The organism is Ensifer sp. LC163 (assembly GCF_001695855.1).
Lineage (GTDB): Bacteria > Pseudomonadota > Alphaproteobacteria > Rhizobiales > Rhizobiaceae > Ensifer.
On the sequence record NZ_MBSS01000001.1, the window covers coordinates 431,029 to 450,529 of the forward strand.

The 19,501-nt window shown below is 62.7% G+C and carries 17 protein-coding genes and 1 riboswitch; of the genes, 6 read left to right on the forward strand and 11 right to left on the reverse strand.

The annotated features are described in order from the left end of the window. Positions 1–241: 241 nt before the first annotated feature. The 7 genes from BC360_RS02125 to BC360_RS02155 all read right to left on the reverse strand — a co-directional run bounded on the left by BC360_RS02125 (position 242) and on the right by BC360_RS02155 (position 9,513). On the reverse strand, positions 242–1,762 hold the full coding sequence (locus BC360_RS02125; RefSeq protein WP_065794058.1) for a globin-coupled sensor protein: 1,521 nt from the start codon (positions 1,760–1,762) through the stop codon (positions 242–244). A 289-nt stretch (positions 1,763–2,051) separates the two neighbouring features. Continuing rightward, positions 2,052–2,771 carry a ParA family protein gene (locus BC360_RS02130; RefSeq protein WP_065794059.1) on the reverse strand — a complete coding sequence of 240 codons (720 nt, stop codon included), beginning with the start codon at positions 2,769–2,771 and terminating at the stop codon, positions 2,052–2,054. Between the two features lie 235 nt (positions 2,772–3,006). Then, positions 3,007–4,152 carry an iron-containing alcohol dehydrogenase gene (locus tag BC360_RS02135; protein ID WP_065794060.1) on the reverse strand — a complete coding sequence of 382 codons (1,146 nt, stop codon included), beginning with the start codon at positions 4,150–4,152 and terminating at the stop codon, positions 3,007–3,009. Then, complete coding sequence (locus tag BC360_RS02140) at positions 4,149–5,534, reverse strand: aldehyde dehydrogenase family protein (RefSeq protein ID WP_065794061.1); 1,386 nt, start codon at positions 5,532–5,534, stop codon at positions 4,149–4,151. Before BC360_RS02140 ends, BC360_RS02135 begins: the two co-directional genes overlap by 4 nt. An 86-nt stretch (positions 5,535–5,620) precedes the next feature. After that, positions 5,621–6,985, reverse strand: a complete 1,365-nt coding sequence (locus BC360_RS02145; RefSeq protein ID WP_065794062.1) for a glutamine synthetase family protein — start codon at positions 6,983–6,985, stop codon at positions 5,621–5,623. Between the two features lie 94 nt (positions 6,986–7,079). Further along, on the reverse strand, positions 7,080–8,627 hold the full coding sequence (locus BC360_RS02150) for an amino acid permease (RefSeq protein WP_065786743.1): 1,548 nt from the start codon (positions 8,625–8,627) through the stop codon (positions 7,080–7,082). A 112-nt stretch (positions 8,628–8,739) separates the two neighbouring features. Next, positions 8,740–9,513 (reverse strand): N-formylglutamate amidohydrolase, encoded by a 774-nt coding sequence (locus BC360_RS02155; RefSeq protein ID WP_083222419.1) that lies wholly within the window; start codon positions 9,511–9,513, stop codon positions 8,740–8,742. A 175-nt stretch (positions 9,514–9,688) separates the two neighbouring features. On the opposite strand from BC360_RS02155, the gene BC360_RS02160 reads away from it, so the two are divergent. The 6 genes from BC360_RS02160 to BC360_RS02185 all read left to right on the forward strand — a co-directional run bounded on the left by BC360_RS02160 (position 9,689) and on the right by BC360_RS02185 (position 15,656). Next, on the forward strand, positions 9,689–10,567 hold the full coding sequence (locus BC360_RS02160; RefSeq protein WP_065794064.1) for a MurR/RpiR family transcriptional regulator: 879 nt from the start codon (positions 9,689–9,691) through the stop codon (positions 10,565–10,567). 187 nt (positions 10,568–10,754) lie between these two features. After that, complete coding sequence (locus BC360_RS02165; RefSeq protein ID WP_065794065.1) at positions 10,755–11,861, forward strand: ABC transporter substrate-binding protein; 1,107 nt, start codon at positions 10,755–10,757, stop codon at positions 11,859–11,861. A 209-nt stretch (positions 11,862–12,070) separates the two neighbouring features. Then, positions 12,071–12,952 (forward strand): ABC transporter permease, encoded by an 882-nt coding sequence (locus tag BC360_RS02170; RefSeq protein ID WP_065786735.1) that lies wholly within the window; start codon positions 12,071–12,073, stop codon positions 12,950–12,952. Continuing rightward, complete coding sequence (locus BC360_RS02175) at positions 12,949–13,731, forward strand: ABC transporter permease (RefSeq protein ID WP_065786733.1); 783 nt, start codon at positions 12,949–12,951, stop codon at positions 13,729–13,731. Before BC360_RS02170 ends, BC360_RS02175 begins: the two co-directional genes overlap by 4 nt. A gap of 12 nt (positions 13,732–13,743) precedes the next feature. Beyond that, the gene (locus tag BC360_RS02180; RefSeq protein WP_065794066.1) at positions 13,744–14,805 is read left to right on the forward strand and encodes an ABC transporter ATP-binding protein; all 1,062 of its coding nucleotides are present in this window, start codon (positions 13,744–13,746) and stop codon (positions 14,803–14,805) included. A 135-nt stretch (positions 14,806–14,940) separates the two neighbouring features. After that, positions 14,941–15,091: riboswitch (FMN riboswitch) on the forward strand. A gap of 91 nt (positions 15,092–15,182) precedes the next feature. Then, entirely contained in the window at positions 15,183–15,656 is a 474-nt protein-coding gene (locus BC360_RS02185) for a 6,7-dimethyl-8-ribityllumazine synthase (protein WP_065786729.1), read from the forward strand. Between the two features lie 351 nt (positions 15,657–16,007). Here BC360_RS02185 and BC360_RS02190 read toward each other — a convergent pair whose 3' ends face one another. The 4 genes from BC360_RS02190 to BC360_RS02205 all read right to left on the reverse strand — a co-directional run bounded on the left by BC360_RS02190 (position 16,008) and on the right by BC360_RS02205 (position 19,493). Continuing rightward, positions 16,008–17,291 (reverse strand): low temperature requirement protein A, encoded by a 1,284-nt coding sequence (locus BC360_RS02190; protein WP_202618515.1) that lies wholly within the window; start codon positions 17,289–17,291, stop codon positions 16,008–16,010. 171 nt (positions 17,292–17,462) lie between these two features. Continuing rightward, positions 17,463–17,900 carry an RpiB/LacA/LacB family sugar-phosphate isomerase gene (locus tag BC360_RS02195; protein WP_065794067.1) on the reverse strand — a complete coding sequence of 146 codons (438 nt, stop codon included), beginning with the start codon at positions 17,898–17,900 and terminating at the stop codon, positions 17,463–17,465. Between the two features lie 43 nt (positions 17,901–17,943). After that, positions 17,944–18,711, reverse strand: coding sequence for a triose-phosphate isomerase (locus BC360_RS02200; RefSeq protein WP_065794068.1), 768 nt, complete (start codon positions 18,709–18,711; stop codon positions 17,944–17,946). Next, positions 18,708–19,493 carry a DeoR/GlpR family DNA-binding transcription regulator gene (locus tag BC360_RS02205; RefSeq protein WP_065794277.1) on the reverse strand — a complete coding sequence of 262 codons (786 nt, stop codon included), beginning with the start codon at positions 19,491–19,493 and terminating at the stop codon, positions 18,708–18,710. Before BC360_RS02205 ends, BC360_RS02200 begins: the two co-directional genes overlap by 4 nt. Positions 19,494–19,501: the final 8 nt, after the last annotated feature.

The window sequence follows — 19,501 nt, forward strand, 5'->3', positions numbered from 1 at the left end:
TGGATCCTCGGGTCAAGCCCGAGGATGACGCGTGGAGTGGTCATGCTCGAGGGGACGAGCCGAGCGGTGCCCCCCTACGGCGGGCAGAGAGGTCAAGCCTGATGGTGGCGACCGCGGACGTCGAGGCGCACCACGAATTTCACCGCCGATCCAGATGCGCTCGTGAGACCTGGCAACAAAAAAGCAACGCCCCGGACCGTGATGATCCGGGGCGCTGTCGGTCATGCTGCGATACGCGGGCTCAGGCCGCGCGGCGGTAGCCCGACGCCGTACCAACGTGAACCTGGGTGGACGTCTGGAACGCCTTCAGCTTCAGCGCGATCTGCTCCGATTCAACCGTCAGCGCCTGGCTGGCGGCATTGGCCTCTTCGACCATGGCGGCGTTCTGCTGGGTGATCTGGTCCATCTGGGCGATTGCCGTGTTGACCGCCTGCAGGCCGGTTGCCTGCTCGGCAGTGCTGGCGCGGATGGAACCGAAGACCGAGCTGACTTCGACCACCTGCGAGACGATCTGCTGCAGCGACTGGGCAACCTGGTTGACCGAGTTGACACCGTCATCCACCTGGCCGCGCGACTTGGCGATCAGCCCCTGGATGTCCTTGGCCGCATCGGCGCAGCGCTGGGCGAGCGCCCGCACTTCCGAGGCGACGACGGCAAAGCCCCTGCCCGCCTCGCCGGCACGCGCCGCCTCGATGCCGGCGTTGAGCGCCAGCAGATTGGTCTGGAAGGCGATCTCGTCGATGACGTCGACGATGCGGGCAATGCTTGCCGACGACGTCTGGATTTCCTGCATCACCTCGATCGCGTGGGTGACGATCTCGCCGCTCTGCTCGGCGTTGGCGCGGGCAGCAATCACCGTCGAGTTCGCCTGGTCGGCGCCCTCGGCGGTCTGCTTGACCGTGCGCGTCACCTGTTCGACGGCAGCAGCCGTCTCTTCCAAATTGGCCGCCTGGCGCTCGGTACGCTTGGCGAGATCGTCGGCTGCTGCCGCAATCTCCTTGGCGCTCATGTGGATCTGGCTGGCGCCGGCCTCGATGCCACCGATCGCGCGGGCAAGCTCGCTGATCGCATGGTTGAAGTTTTCGCCGAGTTCCTCGTAAGCGACAGGCAGATCGGCGGCGATGCGCGCCGTCAGGTCGCCGTCGGAGATCTTCTTGAGGGCGACGCCGAAGGTCTGGCTGACGAGCTTGCGCTCGGTTGCCAGCACCTCTTCCTGCACCGCGCGCTGCTTCGTCACATCGGAAGCGTCCATATAGACCGAGATCGACAGGTCCATGTCGAGGAACATGCCCTTGACGAGGCTCGAGAGCATCGCGCTCATCTCTTCCGCCGAGGTCGTCTGGCGCGAGAACAGGCCGCCCTTCGGCCAATGCGCCCTAACGATTTCGGTGATGAGGTGCTCGGCGATCAGCGCGTAGCCGCCGATATACCAGCGCGGCTCGAGGCCGATGCGGGCGTGAACCTGGCCGATGGTGCGCACCTTCGCGCCATATTCGTCGTTGAAATTGGCGTCGGCGATATTCGCCCAATGACCGACCTGCGCACCCTTGGCGCGGTTGATGTGCGCATCCGACGAGAAGAAGCGGTTCGTCTCCGGCGTCTTCTTGACCCTGGCGTAGAATCTGTCGAGCGCCGGCGCCAGTTCCTTCTCCAGGATCGGCTTCAGGGCCTTCAGGCTCGTCTTGGCTGCATCATCAAGCGCCATGAAATTGAGACGACCGGCAATGTCTTCCTTGCCGGCAGCGACGTGTTCCGTTTTCATGCGCGACTTCCCTGCATGCTCTTGCTGGATCATGGAAACTGGACGGGAGACCAAGCGAAAAAGGTCGAATCCACAATCATTGCCGCAATCATGGCGGCTACCCGCACCTCGGCAAACCGCCATGAGGTGCAATCACTTTCCACCAGCACTGGTATAAGCCCATGGTAAAGGAAGCCTTACGGGCGACAGCCTTTTCGGGAAGTGCGCAACGCGATTCAACCGGAACTGACGAACGTCAATTCCGGTTGCGAGAGGTTTTCAAACAGTGACGTCGAGCACAGACCTTTGATCAGGCCGCGCGCCGCGTCGCCCAGGACGGCGCACGCGAGGCCCAGGAGCGGCGTGCCCTCACCGGCGTCAGGGCCTGCACTTCCTTGGCAAGCGCAGCTGCATTTTCGCGGGCCTTGTCGAGGTTGCTGACGCGGGTCGCATCCATCGACTGCAGCGTTCCGCCGCAGTCGAAGATCTCGCGATAGGCAACGCGTTCGACGATCGGCGTGTCAAGCACGGCAACGCCACGCGAGGCAAGCAGCGTCTTGATGGTCTGCAGCGCCCGCGTCGTCACCAGCGAATTGACGCGGGTGAGCACGACGGAATGGTTGATGCGTACCCGCGCCCTGTCCTCGATCTGGCGGATGAGCTCGAGGATCTGCACGGCGCCGCGCGCATCCATGGCGCAGCCCTGCACCGGGATCAGCACCTGGTCGGAAAGGGCGAGCGCCAACGCGACGATCTGATCCTTGGCACCGGCGAGATCGATGATGATGTAGTCGGCCTCATCCTTCATTTCCCGGATATGACATTCCAGCGATGCCGGGGTGATATGCGAAATGACGGAGAGATTGGCGATCTGGCCGGAGTTTTCCGCCCAACTGGTGATCCAACGCTGCGGATCGGCATCGAGGACCACGACGCGGTGTCCCTGTCTCGCCAGTTCCGTCGACAGGATCAGCGCCGCCGTCGTCTTGCCCGCGCCGCCCTTTGCATTGGCGAATGTGATGACCGCCATCTTATTCCTCATTTTCTGCTCTGTTCCCGCGCCCTGCCCGACCGACGCGTCGAGCGAGCAGTGCCGCTTAATAGAACCTTTCAGAACATGGTTAACGAATTGGAAATTTTCGCTGGCGAAGATTAATACCGCCCTGCCCGATCCGCTGGCAGAACGCGAAAAAGCCCGGAAAACCAAGGGTCTTCCGGGCCGACGAAAATTAACGGTCAGATGCTCCTAGGCAATACGCCTGTGCTCAGATGCACTCCTTGAACAGCTTCTTGGCCGCATCGAGCGTCAGCTCGACCGGGTTGCCGCCGGCCGTCGGGTCGACGATCGCCATTTCCGACATCTCGTCGATGCGGTCGGTGCCGACGCCGAGTGCGGAGAGTTTGTCGGGAACGCCGAGTTCTTTGCGCAGCTTCAGCACGTAGTCGTAAAAACCGTCGAACCCGCCGGAGATCCCGAGATAGGCGGCAGCCCGTACGATCTTGTCCTCGATCGCGGAGCGGTTGAAGCGCAGCACCGGCGGCATGACCACGGCATTGGTCATGCCATGATGGGTGTTGTAGATCGCGCCGACCGGATGGGAGAGCGAGTGGATGGCGCCGAGCCCCTTCTGGAAGGCGACAGCGCCCATGGCGGCCGCGCTCATCATGTTGGCGCGAGCCTCGATATCGGTCCCGTCCTTGTAGGCGCGCGGCAGATATTCCTTGACCAGCCGCATGCCCTCAAGCGCGATGCCGGCCGACATCGGATGATAGAACGGCGAGGAATAGGCTTCCAGGCAATGGGCAAACGCATCCATGCCGGTGCCGGCGGTGATGACCTTCGGCATGCCGACCGTCAGTTCCGGGTCACAGATGGTAACGGCAGGCAAGAACTTCGGATGAAAGATCACCTTCTTGACGTGGCTCGCCGAGTTGGTGATGACGCTGGCGCGGCCGACTTCGGAGCCGGTGCCCGCTGTCGTTGGCACGGCGACGATCGGCGCGATGCCCTCGACGCTCGCACGGGTCCACCAGTCGCCGACATCCTCGAAGTCCCAGACCGGGCGGCTCTGGCCGGCCATGAAGGCCACGCACTTGCCGAGGTCGAGACCCGAGCCGCCGCCGAAGGCGACGACGCCGTCATGGTCGCCGTCCTTGAAGGCCTTCACGCCCGCGGCCAGATTGACATCGTTCGGGTTCGGGTCGACGTCGGCGAAGATCGCCCGGCCAAGGCCGTTGGCCTCGAGGATATCGAGCGCGTTCTGCGTGATCGCCATCGGCGCCAGGCCACGGTCGGTGATCAAGAGCGGCTTCTTCATGCCGGCGGCCTTGCAATGGTCGGCAAGCTCCTTGATCCGGCCGGCGCCGAACTTGATGGCGGTCGGATAGCTCCAGTTCGCGGTGATCGTCATGCGGTGACTTTCTTCAGATGGTAGGATTTCGGACGGGTAAGGTTCTGGAAGCCGATGACCGAAAGCGAGCCGCCGCGGCCGGTTTCCTTGACGCCGGTCCAGCACAATGCCGGATCGAGGTAGTCGGCGCGGTTCATGAACACGGTGCCGGTTTCGAGATCGCGGCCGATGCGCGAGGCGCGGTCAGCATCCTGGGTCCACAGCGACACGGTGAGCCCGTATTGGCAATCGTTCATCAGCTCGATCGCCTGGCTGTCGCTCTTCACCTTCATGATGCCGACGGCCGGGCCGAAGGTTTCCTCGCGCATGAAGGCCATGGAGTGATCGACATCGACCAGCACCTGCGGCGCGAGATAGGCGCCGCCGTCGTCCTGCGGAAACAGTTTTGGGTCGACCAGCGCCTTGGCGCCCTTCGAGATCGCATCGCTGATCTGCTCGCGAACGGTTGCGGCGAAGCGCTTGTGCGCCATCGGTCCAAGCGTCGTTTCCGGATCGAGCGGATCGCCGAGCTTGTAGTTCGACACCCAGGCGACCGACTTCTCGACGAAGGCGTCATAGAGCGATTCATGCACATAGATGCGCTCGATGCCGCAGCAGCATTGGCCGGAATTGAAGGTGGCGCCATCCATCAGCGTGTCAACGGCCGCATCGAGATCGGCGTCTTCCATGACGTAGCCAGGATCCTTGCCGCCGAGTTCGAGGCCGAGACCGGTAAAGGTTCCGGCAGCCGCGCGTTCGATCGACCGGCCGCCTTCGACCGAACCGGTGAAGTTGATGAAGTCGAAGCTCTTGGCCGCGATCAAGGCTGCCGTCGTCTCATGGTCGAGGAAGACGTTCTGGAACACGTCGGCCGGAACGCCGGCTTCGACGAAGGCGCGCACCATGCGTTCACCCACCAGGATGGTCTGGCTGGCGTGCTTGATGATGACGGTGTTGCCGGCCATCAGCGCCGGCGCGACCGTATTGATCGCGGTCATATAGGGGTAATTCCACGGCGCGATGACGAAGACCACGCCATGCGGCTCGCGCTCGATACGACGACCGAAGCGGTCGCTTTCCTCGACAAGGATCGGTTTCAGCGCATCGGCGGCAATCGAAGCGACATAGTTCGAGCGCTCGTTGAATCCCCTGAACTCGCCGCCGTAGCGCACCGGCCGGCCCATCTGCCAGGCCAGTTCCGGCACGACCTCGTCGACCATCTCGTTGAGACGGGCGACACCGGCCAGCACCAGATTGACGCGCTCGTCCAGCGGGCGGCGCGCCCAGCTTTTCTGCGCCTGACGGGCGTGGGCGACCGCCTGTCTCGCCAGCTCCAGCGGCAAGGCCGGGCGCTCGGCATAAACCTCTCCGTTCACCGGAGAAATGCACTTGATCATGCTCATGATCGTCTTCCTGCTTCCATTTCGAATGACGGCGTGGCCGGCCTTGGCTATGGACCGGCCACTGAAACTTTGACTATCCGGCCTCGTCAGGCCCGCTCGAAACCGCGCGCCACTTCCCAGTCGGTGACGCGCCGGTCGTATTCTTCCTGTTCCCACTCGGCCGCGCGGACATAGTGGTCGATAACCTCGTCGCCAAAGGCGGCGCGCAACATCTCGGAGCCGGTCAGCGCCTCGGTGGCCGCACGCAGGGTGCGCGGGATTTCGCGCACGTTCTTGCCGCCATAGGCGTCGCCGACGAAGGGCGCCTCGAGTTCCATCTTGCCTTCGATACCGGAAATGCCGGCTGCGAGCAAAGCTGCGAAAGCGAGATAGGGGTTTAGGTCGGAGCCGCCGACGCGGCACTCGATGCGGATCGCCTTGGTGTCTTCGCCGCACAGGCGATAGCCGGCCGTGCGGTTATCCTTGCTCCACACCGCCTTGGTCGGCGCGAAGGTGCCGGCCATGAAACGCTTGTAGGAATTGATGTAGGGCGCGAGGAAATAGGTGATCTCGCTGGCGTGGCTGAGCAGGCCGGCCACATATTGGCGCATCTGCTCCGACATGCCGTATTTACCGTCCATGTCGAAGAATTTGGGCGTCTTGCCATCGGCGCTCCACAGCGACTGGTGGATATGCGAGGACGAACCGGCCGCCGAATAGTTCCACTTGGCAAGGAAGGTGATCGCCTTGCCGCGCGACCAGGCGATTTCCTTGCAGCCGTTCTTGATGATCGCGTGCCGGTCTGCCATCGTCAGCGCGTCGGCATAGCGCACGTTGATCTCTTCCTGGCCGGCGGAGGCTTCACCCTTGGAGTTCTCGACCGGGATGTCGGCGCCCTGCAGACCGTTGCGGATCGCCCGCATCACATCCTCTTCCTTGGTGGTCTGGAAGATGTGGTAGTCCTCGTTGTAGCCGCTGACGAGCTGCAGATTGCGATAGCCGGACCGGCGCGCATCGTCATAGGTCTGATCGAAGAGGAAGAATTCGAGCTCGCTTGCCATGAAGGCCTTGAGGCCCATCGCCTCCAGCCGCGCGATCTGCTTCTTCAATATGGCGCGCGGCGAATGCGGCACTTCGGCGTGGGTGTGATGGTCGAGCATGTCGCACAGCACCAGCGCGGTGCCTTCGAGCCACGGGATGCGCCGCAGCGTCGAAAGGTCCGGCTTCATCGTATAGTCGCCGTAGCCCTTCTCCCAACTCGTCGCCTTGTAGCCGGAGACGGTCTCCATCTCCAGGTCGGTTGCCAGCAGGTAGTTGCAGCTATGCGATTCCTGCCAGGCGCTGTCGACGAAATATTGTGCGTGGAAGCGCTTGCCCATCAGCCGGCCCTGCATGTCGACCTGGCAGGCGAGAACCGTATCGATGCGGCCGGCGGCGACATCCTCTTTCAATTGCTCGAACGAATAGCTCATCAAATTTCATCCCATGTTTCGGCAAGCGGCCGTTCCCGTGGCCGCAAAAAGAAAGCGGGAGCAGCCCATGCGCTCCCGCCCATTTTATTATTGGTTAGACTTGGCCGACCGCCTTTTCGGCAGCGGCGATTTCCGCCTGGCGGCGTGCCACTTCATCACCGATCGGCGGGCCGCGGAAGCGGCGGTTTTCCAGACCGAACCAGATGATCGCGGTCAACACCAGGAAGCCGACGGTGATGTAGAGCGCCCAGTCGTTCGGCGGCTGGATGCCGAGAACGAAGATCAGCACCATGGCGATGATCGAGAGCACGGCGAAAAGCTTGAACATGCCTTCGCCCAGGCTCCATGGACCCATCTTGTCCCATTTCGACGTACCCCAGGCGAACAGACCGAGTGTGATCGGGATCGCGAAGGAGAAGAACAGGAAGATGACCGTGCACGACACGACGATCGTGTAGACCGGCGTTGCACCGATCGAGACGAGCGACGAACCCCAGACGAAAAGCACGGAGAGGATCGAGCCGGTCCAGATCGCGGAAACCGGCGTACGGTAAGTCGGGCTGACCTTCGACAGCGCTTTCGACGCGGGCAGGCCGCCGTCGCGCGAGAAGGCGAAGATCATGCGGGAAGCCGACGTCACGGTCGCCAGCCCGCACAGCCACTGGCTGACGAGGATGGCGAGATAGAGGATGTCCTTGATGACCGGGTTGACTTGGCTGTCCATTGCCCAGAAGAACACGTTCCAGCCCTGCTTGGCGGCTTCGTCCATGTTCGGGATCATCAGCACAAAGGCGCACAGCATGATGTAGCCGAACAGCGCCGACCAGAGCACCGAGGAGATCATGCCGCGCGGCACGGAATGGGCGGCCTTGACCGTTTCCTCCGACGTGTGCGCCGAGGCGTCATAGCCGGTGATCGTGTAGATCGGCAGCAGCAGGCCGAGCAGGAAGACCCAGGTGCCGGATGTTTGCGGCCAGACGTTTCCGCCAGCTTCGCCCGAGTAGTTCGAGAAGGTGAAGAGCCGGGCGATGTCGTAGCTGTCGGCGGCCGCAAGGCAAACGAGGGCAAGCAGGATCGCGGTCGCGAAGATCAGGTAGCCGGAGAAATCGGTGAGTTTCGCCGTCAGCCCGATACCCATATGGTTCACCAGCGCCTGCGCGCCCGTGATGATCGCCAGGAAGACGATGCGGGTGGTCGTCGAGTCTTCGAGACCGAGATACGGCGTCCCGAACGAGCCCATGAAGAAATAGTAGGTGCCGACGTTGATCGCGCCGAGAACCGTGACGAGGCCGAGCAGGTTGAACCAGGCCGTCACCCAGCCGGTGAAGCGGTTGCCGAGGATCGAACCCCAGTGGTAGAGGCCGCCGGCGGTCGGATAGGCGGAGCTGATCTGCGCCATCGCAACGGCGAAGACGAGCGAGATAAAGCATCCGAGCGGCCAGCCGATGCCGATCGCCGCCCCGCCCGCGCCGGCCGTCGCCTGCGCCAGCGAGTTGATGCCGCCTGACAGAATGCAGATGATGGAGAATGAGACCGCGAAGTTCGAGAACTGGCTCATCCGCCGCTCGAGCTCCTGGGCATAGCCCATCGAGTGCAGGACCTGCATGTCCTGCTTTTTGTCGAGATCAGTGTAGTCTGACATTTTTCTTCCCCTGATTACTTCAGATCCGACCGCCCCATTGCGGCAGGGTCCCATCACCACCTGCCCCGGCAAGCCGGAACAGGACCGCGGCCAGGCCGCTCCCCAGGGTCTTTTATTGTTTTGAAAGTGCTGCCACGCCTTGGGCGAGCAGCCCTTCCAGATAATCGGCCATGACCCTCTGGCCGATCTCGTTTCGAATGAGATCATTGCGGATCTCGATCATCACATTCGGCAGTCCGTTTTGGACGCCGTATTCGATCAGGCTGTGCGTAACCCCATCGGCCGGCCCATAGGGCTCGTTGCGGCGGATGTCGTAGGCAACCTTGCCCCTGGTTGCGAAGATCAGCATCTGGTCGGCGAGCCGGCTGTCGCTATCGTGCAGGATGCCGACTTCGACTGCGCGCGGCTTGCCGAAATAGACCGGCGTGAACGAGTGCATGGTAACAACCACCGGCGGCCGGCCTCTGGCCTTGCGCTCGGAGACGAACCGGGTGACGGCGTTGCGAAACGGCAGGTAGATCTCGTCTACCCGTGCCTGCCGTTCCTCGCCCGGCATGTTGCGATTGCCCGGAACCTCGTAGACTTCGCTGACGGCCGGCATTGCGCCCGCGGCTTCCGGCGGACGGTTGCAATCATAGGCAAGGCGCGAGAAGCGCTGATAGATCAGGGCTGCGTCGAGCTTGCGCGACAGAAGCTCGGCGACAGCGAGCGCACCCGGGTCCCACGCAATGTGACTTTCGAGCGCCTGCTGGGAAAGGCCGAGCGAACCGAGACGCTCCGGCACCCGGCGTGACGCATGTTCGCAAACGAGGACGAGATCGCCTCTCCCGGCCGCGTTCTCGATCGCAACCGGATCACCGTCTGTTTCGGTCAAAAGTCGCGTCAACACCGGCATCCCCTCTTGCCCCGTTAGACGTTCGTTAATGAAAAGATTTGTTCAGAGATAAGCGAGTGTCAATCGAAATCTGAAACGATCTCTTCAAAATTGCGATTGACTTCAATTGTGACAGCGATGTTTAATCTGTCACAAACTGGCGTTAGACCAGTTCAGGGGAACGAATTTGACCAGCAAGGCGACATCCACGACGGTGTCGGATGTGATCAATGCCCACTTCGCCGCGCTGACCCGCGCGGAAAGACAGTTGGCCGAGACACTTCTCGACAATTATCCGGTATCGGGGCTCGGTTCGATCACCACGGTCGCCGAGAATGCCGGCGTATCGACGCCGACCGTCGCCCGCATGGTGCAAAAGCTTGGTTTCAAAGGCTTTCCTGATTTCCAGTCACGGCTGCATCAGGAGCTGGAAGCCACCATTTCCAACCCGATCAGCAAGCATGACCGCTGGGCCGCGAGCGCGCCCGGCACCCACACGCTCAATCGCTTTGCCGATGCCGCCATGAACAACATGCGCGAGACGCTGGCGCAGATCGAGCCACAGGAATTCGACGAGGCGGTCGCGCTTGTCGCCGACCGCAGGCGCAACGTCTATCTGCTCGGCGGCCGCATCACCCGCGCCGTTGCCGATTATCTCTTCACGCATCTGCAGGTGATCCGCCCGGGCGTGACCGAGATCGCGTCGAATGCCAGCGCCTGGCCGCATTACGTGCTCGACATGCGCCACGGCGACGTGCTGATTCTCTTCGACATCCGCCGCTACGAGCAGGAAATGGAGACGCTGGCGAAATCGGCGCGCGAACGCGGCGTCGAGATCGTGCTCTTCACCGATCGCTGGAGTTCGCCGGTGGCAAAATCCGCCTCCAAGGTCTTCCGCTCGCAGATCGAGGTGCCCTCGGCCTGGGACAGTTCGGTGGTGATCCTGTTTCTGGTCGAGGCCCTGATCGAAGCCGTTCAGAGCACCAACTGGGACGCCACCCGCGACCGGATGAAGACGCTCGAGGGGCTGTTCGATTCGACCCGCATCTTTCGCAAGCCGGTTTAGGAGGGGCAGCCGGCACGTTCACGGAATTTTATGCACGTGTGTTTCAGTGAAGGCGTCGTGTCGGAAAAAGAATTGCTCTTCCAACGACATGCGCGGCGCGAACAGACACATCGCTGTCACACAAGTTTCATCGCATCTCATTAACAGCATCGCCGAAATTGACTGAAAACCCATAAGGAGAACGCCAGTGATTTCAAAGACTCAACGCCTGCTCTCGCTTTCCACCGCCATTCTTCTGGCAACGACGGCGATTGCCGCTGCCGAGCCGAGCGCAGAGCTCATCGAAGCCGCCAAGAAAGAAGGCATGCTGACCACCGTCGCTCTGCCCCATGACTGGTGCGGCTACGGCGACGTCATCGCCTCCTTCAAGGCCAAGTACCCGGAAATTCAGGTCAACGAACTGAACCCCGACGCCGGCTCTGCCGACGAAGTCGAGGCGGTCAAGGCTAACAAGGACAACAAGGGCCCGCAGGCGCCTGACGTTGTCGACGTCGGCCTCGCCTTCGGTCCGCAGATGAAGGCCGAAGGCCTGCTGCAGCCTTACAAAGTGTCCACCTGGGACGAAATTCCCGATAGCGTCAAGGATGCCGAAGGCTACTGGTACGGCGACTATTACGGCGTGATGTCGTTCCTCGTGAACAAGGACCTCGTCGCCAATTCGCCGAAGGACTGGACCGATCTGCTGAAGCCGGAATATGCCGGTCAGGTAGCACTCGCCGGCGACCCGCGCGCCTCGAACCAGGCGATCCTCGGCGTTCTCGCCGCCGGCCTCGCCAAGGGCGCTAAGTCGGGCAAGGAAGCCGGCGAAGCCGGTCTCGGCTATTTCGCCGAGTTGAACAAGGCCGGCAACTTCGTTCCGGTCATCGGCAAATCGGGCACGCTGGCCCAGGGCTCGACCCCGATCATCGTCGCCTGGGACTACAACGCGCTTGGCTGGGGCAAGACGCTGGCCGGCAACCCGCCGACCGAAGTCGTGGTTCCGGCCAGCGGCGTTCTCGCCGGCGTCTACGTTCAGGGCATCTCGGCCTACGCGCCGCACCCGAACGCAGCGAAGCTGTGGATGGAGCACCTCTACTCGGACGAAGGTCAGCTCGGTTGGCTCAAGGGCTTCTGCCACCCGGCCCGCTTCAACGCCATGGTCAAGGCCGGCAAGGTTCCGCAGGAACTGATCGACGCCCTGCCGCCGGCAGCGGCTTACGAAAAGGCCTACTTCCCGACGCTCGAAGAAGTCGACGCCAACAAGGCTGCCGTCACCGGCGGCTGGGATGCCGTCGTCGGCGCGAACGTCCAGTAAGCCTTTCCACAGCCATGCCGTCCCGGCCGGTCTTCCGGCCGGGACGGCTACGTTATTCCTGCATGTTTCCTTAAATCCCAGCCGATTTAAGGAAACATGCAGCAATTCAAAGTGCTACAGCGACCTTCGCACGTCTGATAAGGCGGGCGGCGCTGTAGAAAATTCAATGAACGACCGCGTCCGCAACGCGGCTTTTCGGGGCGAACGGAATGTCACCTGCTAAACCCGACGCCAGTCCGCCTGCGCGTCGCCTACCGCTTCACTGGCTGGGTATTCTGCCCTTTGCCGCGTTCGTGACGCTGTTTCTCATTCTGCCGACGATGAAGATCGTGGTCGGCGCGTTTCAGACACCGGACGGCAGCTTCACCTTCGACAATATCCGGGGCCTGTTCACGCCTTCGATCCTTGCGGCCTATTGGATCTCCATCAAGATCAGCATCGCCTCGGCGCTTCTCGGCTGCCTGATCGGCTTTGCCATGTCCGCGGCAATCGTCTTCGGCGGATTGCCGAAGGGGATCCGCGGGCCGCTTCTGACCTTTTCCGGCGTTGCCTCCAACTTTGCCGGCGTGCCGCTCGCCTTCGCCTTTCTCGCGACGCTGGGGCCGGTCGGCATTCTCACCGCCTTCCTGCGCTCGAATTTCGGTTTCGACCTCAGAATGCTCGGCTTCAACCTCCTGTCCTTCTGGGGACTGACGATTACCTATCTCTTCTTCCAGATCCCGCTGATGATCCTCATCATCACGCCGGCGCTCGACGGGCTGAAGCGCGAGTGGCGCGAGGCGGCCGAGATCCTCGGCGCCACCGGCCTGCAATACTGGCGCATGGTCGCTTTCCCGATCCTGCTACCTTCGCTGCTCGGCACCTTGGCGCTGCTCTTCGCCAATGCCTTCGGCGCCGTCGCGACTGCCATCGCGCTCACCGGCTCGTCACTGTCGATCGTGCCCATCCTGCTCTTTGCCCAGATCCGTGGCGACGTGCTCGGCAATCCGCACCTCGGCTACGCGCTCGCCTTCGGCATGATCGTCGTCACCGGCATCGCCAACGCGATCTACATCTGGCTTCGCGCCCGCAGCGAGAGGTGGCTGAAATGAAGAAGATCTGGGCCTGGGGCGCCCTCCTTTTCGGCCTCCTCTATTTCACTCTGCCGCTCATCGGCATGACCAATTTCTCGCTCAAGATGCGTCGCGGCGAATATTCCTTCGATGCTTACGGGAAGGTTTTCAGCGATCCGCGGTTCCAAGAGACCTTCACCTATTCGGTGATGCAGGCGCTGTTCACCATCGTCTTCGGCGTGCTGCTCGTCGTGCCGACGGCCTACTGGGTTCGGCTCAAGCTGCCGCGGCTGCGTCCCTATATCGAGTTCATCACGCTGCTGCCGCTCGTCATCCCGGCGATCGTCATAGTCTTCGGCTATATCCGGCTCTACAACACCTCGAGTTGGCTGCCGCTGACCGGCTCGCTCACCGGCACCAACATGCTGCTGATGTTCGGCTATGCCACGCTTGCACTCCCCTATATGTACCGGGCGGTGGACACGGGGCTGAGGACAATCGACATCGCCACACTGACCGAAGCCGCACAAAGCCTCGGGGCGGGATGGGCCACCATTCTCGGACGGATCATCCTGCCGAATGTTCTTGTCGCGGTGCTCTCGGGCGCCTTCCTGACCTTCGCCATCGTTATTGGCGAGTTCACCATGGCGGCGCTTTTGAACCGGCCGGCATTCGGTCCGTATATGCAGCTTCTCGGCGCCAACCGCGCCTATGAGCCCGCCGCGCTCGCCGTGATCGCGTTCGGCATCACCTGGGGCTGCCTCGGCCTCATCCAGCTCGTCTCGCGCTTCCAAAAAAGCGCGCCTCCCAAGGCCTGAGGATCGTTCCGCATGAGTTTCCTGACACTGACCAACATCCAGAAATCCTTCGGCCCCGTGCAGGTCGTGCATGGCTTCGACATGTCGATCGAAAAGGGCGAGTTCGTGTCCTTCCTCGGCCCGTCGGGCTGCGGCAAGACGACCGTCCTGCGCATGATCGCCGGCTTCGAGACACCCTCCAGCGGATCCATCGTCATTAATGGCAAGGACCAGGGAACGCTGAAGCCAAACCAGCGCAATATCGGCATGGTGTTCCAGGCCTATGCGCTGTTTCCCAACATGAACGTGCAGGACAACGTCGCCTTCGGCCTCAAGGTCGCCGGCGCGCAGAAGGCGGAGATCGACACACGCGTCAAGCAGATGCTGAGCCTGATCAAGCTCGAGCACCTGGCCGATCGCTTCCCCTACCAGCTTTCCGGCGGCCAGCAACAGCGCGTCGCGCTCGCCCGCGCGCTCGCCGTCAAGCCGCAGGTGCTGCTGCTCGACGAGCCGCTGTCGGCACTCGACGCCAAGATCCGCGTGTCGCTGCGCGAAGAAATCCGCCAGATCCAGCACCAGCTCGGCATCACCACCGTGTTCGTTACCCATGACCAGGAAGAGGCCCTGTCGATCTCCGATCGCATCGTCGTCATGAATGCCGGCCGCGCCGACCAGATCGGCACGCCGTTCGAGATCTACAACACGCCTGCCACCCGCTTCGTCGCCTCCTTCGTCGGCACGCTCAACATCATCGAAGCCAAGGTCGCCGACCCGGCCGCAGGCGCCGTCACTATCGGCAACCAGCAGGTTTCCCTGAGGGATGCGATCGCCGGCATGAAGGGCGGCGACAACATTTCGCTGGCGCTGCGCCCGGAGGCAGGCTCGATTGCCGACAGCGCCAAGGGCGACACCGCGCTTGCCGGCCAGGTGGTATCGACCAGCTTCCTCGGCTCGGTCATCCGCACCAGGTTGCGCGTCGGCGGCGACGTCATCTCCTTCGACATGTTCAACGATCCGGGCGTGACGCCGCCGGTCTCTGGCGACAACGTGACGCTGCGTTTCGCCGCCAAGGACCTGTTGGTCATCCGCGAATAGGTTTGGGTCGAAAGCTACCGCGCTGCCGGAATTATTTCACCCCGGCGACGGCAGACCTTGGAAAAATCTGTCGTGATTTCTAGGATTTTCGTCGCGACACGCGTTTGACCGCGCGTGGCCGATCTATATAGTCGCTCCTGTTCTCAGGGCGGGGTGAAACTCCCCACCGGCGGTAGCGATCGAAAGATCGAAGCCCGCGAGCGCCTTGGAGCTCAAGCTCCGGGGGTCAGCAGATCCGGTCAGATTCCGGAGCCGACGGTCACAGTCCGGATGGAAGAGAGCAAGCAGGAACGTGGACCCCGCGCCGGGGTTTCGCGCGCATGCATGTTCGCCCGACGGGAAAATTGGAAACGCCAAACCCTGGAAGGCTTGAGACCATGACTATTCTTTCCCACCCCACCGCCAAGATTGCGATCGTCCGTGCCCGCTGGCACGCCGACATCGTCGACCGCTGCGTCGATGCCTTCGTCGCCCAATGGACGAAGCTTGGCGGCACGGCGGCCGACGTCGAGATCTTCGACGTGCCGGGCGCGCTGGAAATTCCGCTGCACGCGCAGAAGCTTGCCAGGACCGGCCGCTACGCCGCGATCCTCGGCACCGCCTTCGTCGTCGACGGCGGCATCTACCGCCATGACTTCGTCGCCGGCACGGTGCTCGACGGCATGATGCGCGTCCAGCTCGATACCGACGTGCCGGTGCTTTCGGCCGTGCTGACGCCGCACAATTTCCAGGAAAGCGCACCACTGATCGCCTTCTTCCGCGAGCACTTCGTCGCCAAGGGCGAAGAAGCCGCCAATGCCTGCGTCCAGATCCTCGACGCCCGCGCCAAGCTGGCGCTGATCAACGCCTGATCTGCCAGTAGGCCATAGCATCGGACCTGAAACCGGCTGCCCCCCTCATCCGGCCTGCCGGCCACCTTCTCCCCGCACGCGGGGAGAAGGAAACGCGGGGCGCGCGCTGCGAACCATGATCTCGGCAGACCTACCGGAAAGCGTGCGACCGCCGTCACACTGCATCGTGCCTCTGCAGCGCCTGCGCGGGAGGATACGCCCACGGCACGCTCGGCCGTCCCATCTCACCGCCCGCGGGGAGAGGGCTAGTTTCCACACATCTTTAACGCCCATAGCCTTTGAATCAATCTCTGAGACGCGTGATTCAAATCCGCAACGGACGGTCACAAGCCGCTGTTTCGACTCGCGAAATCAATGCGCCGCTTCGCTCTTGCGCAAACTGCGCTCCAGCGCGGCCATCCGGTGACGGTGGCCGGCCGCCTCGTAGCCGACGATGGTCACGACCGGCGCAAACATCAGGATGATCAGGCACTTCGCCATGCCGACCCCGGCCAGGGCCGCGACCACAGAGGCAGCCAGCACGAGCGCCGTGCCCATGAGCAGCCAGAGATGCAGGCGGTCCGCCTGCTGCATCAGATAGGTGTACATCGCATAGAGGAGCCCGATGTAGAACGCGACGGGCACCGCGACCGTCAGCACCGTCGCGACCGAGCCGATATGGGCCTTGTGCTCGATATAGTAAGCGGCCACGTGCAGGCCCGCGCCGGTCGCAACGATCGAGGCGAAGATCGGCATGTGGCCGTAGCCCCAGACGAAGGCCCGCTTGAGCCGGTAGTGATGCAGCACCTCGGCGCTCGGCAGCAGGAAGTAGATCCACCACATGCCGAAGGTGAGCCCGGTGCCCGCGAGGCAGACGAGCGCGACATCGAGATTCCAGCCCTGCCCCTCGACCACGGCCGAGATCGACGCAACTGTGCCGACAACCCCTTCCCCGAGTGCGATAATGGCGAGAAGCCCGTAGCGCTCGGCGATGTGGTGGGCGTGCCAGGGCGTACCTCCATGCCGCGTCTCGGCCAGATAGGGTCCGAGCATTTCGATCGCCGTCAGCGCGACGACCATGGCGAAGGTCACGACAAGCGAAAAGTCGATGAAGATCAGCACGACCCAACCGAACTGGGCGACGCTGATCGCCTTCACATAGGTGAGGCACGCGCCGCGCCGTGCCGGGTCCTGCCGGCTCGCGCGCAGCCATTGGAAAAGCATCGCCACGCGCATGACGACATAGCCGAGAACCATCACGCCGTTGTCGAGGTGCTCGCCCTTGTCGATCGACTCGAACATTGGCGGCAGACCGATCGCCAGGATCAGAACGCCGACCATCTGCACCATGGTCACGCTGCGAAAAATCCAGTCATCCGTGTCATAGGCGGACGCGAACCAGCTGAAATTGATCCAGGCCCAGCAGATCGAGAAGGTCGCGAGCGCAAAGCCGAACAGCCCGGCAAAATAGTGCCCTTCCGCGAGAAAATGGGCGAGTTGCGAAGCCGCCAGGCTGAACGCGATGACGAAGGTCAAGTCGAACAGAAGTTCGAGCGTCGTCGCCGTCCTATGATGTTCGTGCGTGTCGCGGCCGCTCATCCGCGCCACATGGTGATGGGCGCTCGGATGCGGCTCTGTCGAGGTTCCTTCACTCATGAGATGACGCCCCTGCATTTGACAATCCGCAAGCATATTCAAATATTTGCAGAAGCTTCGTCAAGGCGCGGCGCGAGCCCGAAAAAGAAAACGCCCGGCATCTCTGCCGGGCGTCTCGCCGCAATGCGCGAGGGAGGATCAACGTGCATCGCGGTAATGGTGGTCGGATGCTTACTTCGCCGTATCGAGGCGATCGATCGCCTCGACATTGCCGGCCGACGGGCCGTTAGGGTCAAACTCGGAGGCAAGCCAGGCATCGACAATCGACTTTGCAAGTTCCGGCCCGATGACGCGCGCGCCCATGGTGATGATCTGGGCGTTGTTCGACTTGGCCGCCCGCTCGGCGGAATAGGTGTCGTGGGTCAGTGCGGCGCGGATGCCCGGCACCTTGTTGGCCGAGATGCAGACGCCGATGCCGGTGCCGCAGAACAGGATGCCGCGCTCGTTCTCGCCATCGACGATGGTCTGTGCCAGCTTCTGCGACAGGTCGGCGTAGAAGCCGGACTGGCTGAGGTCGTTGACTTCGAGATCGGCCTTCCCCTTGAGATGGGCGGCGATGACCTCGAGCAAGGGCTTGCCGGCGCTGTCTGCTCCGATTGCGATCTTCATGATTTTCCTTTCCGTCCGTGTTGATCTGCGGCGTGCGGGGGGCTCAGATCGCCTTCGAGACGCGCTGCAGAATGTCGAGATAGCCGTTGACGTCCCAGGCGGAGCGGCCGATGAACAGGCCGTCGATATGCCCCTGGGTGATCAGTTCTTCGCAATTGCCCGGGTTGACGCTGCCGCCATAGAGAACGGGAACGCGAACACCGAGGGCGCCTTGCGCGACATCGGCGATCCGCTTGTGACGGGCATCGGCATAGTCGGCCGTCGCCGGAATGCCGTTGACGCCGATTGCCCAGACGGGCTCATAGGCAAGCAGGACCGTGGCCTTGCGGGCGTCGCCTTCCAGCAGTTCCAGCGCGCCTTCCACCTGCCGCTTCAGGACGGTATCCGCCTCGCCCGCCTCGCGCTCCGCGAGCGTCTCGCCGATGCAGATCAGCGGCACCAGGCCATGGCGCACGGCCGCTGCCGTCTTCAGGCCCACAGTCCGGTCAGTCTCGCCGAAGTGCTCGCGCCGTTCGCTGTGGCCGAGCTCGACGACGTCGAGGTTGCAATCCCGAAGCATCACCGGCGAAACCTCGCCGGTCCAGGCGCCGGCGTCATCCCAGTGCATGTTCTGCGCGCCGACCTTGACGCTCGTTGCCGCGAGCCGATCCTTGACCTGCCGGGCAGCGGTGAAGGGCGGAATGACAAAACGCTGGATGCGCTCGTCGCGGGCGCCATCCGCTGCCGCCAGTCCGTCGGCAAAGACCATGGCTTCCGCCAGCGTCTTGTTCATCTTCCAGCTTGTGCCCACCCAGAGCTGAGGCTTGTTCATGCTTTCTCCGATGCTTTTCGATTGTCGACCTTGACCAGGCGGATGCCGGCCTCGCCGAGCGCCGCGGCGTGCTCGTCCGCCACCTCGGCGCCGGTCAGCACCGCATCGAAGGCATCGAGCCCGGTCAGGAAATGCAGGGCAGACCGCCCGAACTTGTCGTGATCCACCAGGAGATATTTGCGCGCCGCCGACTTCGCCATCAGCCGCTTGGCCTGTACGACCTCCTGGTCCTGGTGGAAGGCTGCCGTTCCCTCGACCGCGGAACTGGAGAGGAAGGCGATATCGACGCGCAGCGAGCGCAGCGCCTCTTCCGTGACGATGCCGAAGAAACCGTTGAACTTCTTGCTGTACTGGCCACCAAGCGCGATGACGTTGATGCCGGGCGCTCCGGACAGGCTGGCGATCACGCCGAGATTGTTGGTGATGACGGTCAGCGGCCTGATATCCCTGACGTAGGCGGCGATCGCACCGGCCGTCGAACTGTCGTCGATGAGAATGCTCTGCCCCGGCTCGATCAGGCTCGCCGCATATTCGGCAATGCGGTTCTTTTCGGCGGCGGCAATCTTCTCGCGGTAGCGGAAATCGCTTTCGAACTGCGGGCTCGACTGGATCGAGGCGCCGCCATGCACCTTGCGCAGCAGGCCGGCCTGTTCGAGATCGTCGAGATCGCGATGCACCGTCATCTTGCTGACGCCAAAACGAAGCGACAGGTCTTCGACGGAAGCCGTGCCGGCCTCCATCAAAACATCCATGATCGCCTGTCGCCTGTCTTCGGGCTTCATCGTCATCC

Excerpts from the sequence above, each read along its gene's own strand:
- BC360_RS02205 (WP_065794277.1), bottom strand. The coding sequence starts at position 19,493 with ATGAAGCCCGAAGACAGGCGACAGGCGATCATGGATGTTTTGATGGAG.
- BC360_RS02145 (WP_065794062.1), bottom strand. The coding sequence starts at position 6,985 with ATGAGCTATTCGTTCGAGCAATTGAAAGAGGATGTCGCCGCCGGCCGC.
- BC360_RS02180 (WP_065794066.1), top strand. The coding sequence starts at position 13,744 with ATGAGTTTCCTGACACTGACCAACATCCAGAAATCCTTCGGCCCCGTG.
- BC360_RS02195 (WP_065794067.1), bottom strand. The coding sequence starts at position 17,900 with ATGAAGATCGCAATCGGAGCAGACAGCGCCGGCAAGCCCTTGCTCGAG.
- BC360_RS02175 (WP_065786733.1), top strand. The coding sequence starts at position 12,949 with ATGAAGAAGATCTGGGCCTGGGGCGCCCTCCTTTTCGGCCTCCTCTAT.
- BC360_RS02125 (WP_065794058.1), bottom strand. The coding sequence starts at position 1,762 with ATGAAAACGGAACACGTCGCTGCCGGCAAGGAAGACATTGCCGGTCGT.
- BC360_RS02185 (WP_065786729.1), top strand. The coding sequence starts at position 15,183 with ATGACTATTCTTTCCCACCCCACCGCCAAGATTGCGATCGTCCGTGCC.
- BC360_RS02190 (WP_202618515.1), bottom strand. The coding sequence starts at position 17,291 with ATGAGTGAAGGAACCTCGACAGAGCCGCATCCGAGCGCCCATCACCAT.
- BC360_RS02170 (WP_065786735.1), top strand. The coding sequence starts at position 12,071 with ATGTCACCTGCTAAACCCGACGCCAGTCCGCCTGCGCGTCGCCTACCG.
- BC360_RS02130 (WP_065794059.1), bottom strand. The coding sequence starts at position 2,771 with ATGGCGGTCATCACATTCGCCAATGCAAAGGGCGGCGCGGGCAAGACG.
- BC360_RS02140 (WP_065794061.1), bottom strand. The coding sequence starts at position 5,534 with ATGAGCATGATCAAGTGCATTTCTCCGGTGAACGGAGAGGTTTATGCC.
- BC360_RS02135 (WP_065794060.1), bottom strand. The coding sequence starts at position 4,152 with ATGACGATCACCGCGAACTGGAGCTATCCGACCGCCATCAAGTTCGGC.
- BC360_RS02200 (WP_065794068.1), bottom strand. The coding sequence starts at position 18,711 with ATGAACAAGCCTCAGCTCTGGGTGGGCACAAGCTGGAAGATGAACAAG.
- BC360_RS02150 (WP_065786743.1), bottom strand. The coding sequence starts at position 8,627 with ATGTCAGACTACACTGATCTCGACAAAAAGCAGGACATGCAGGTCCTG.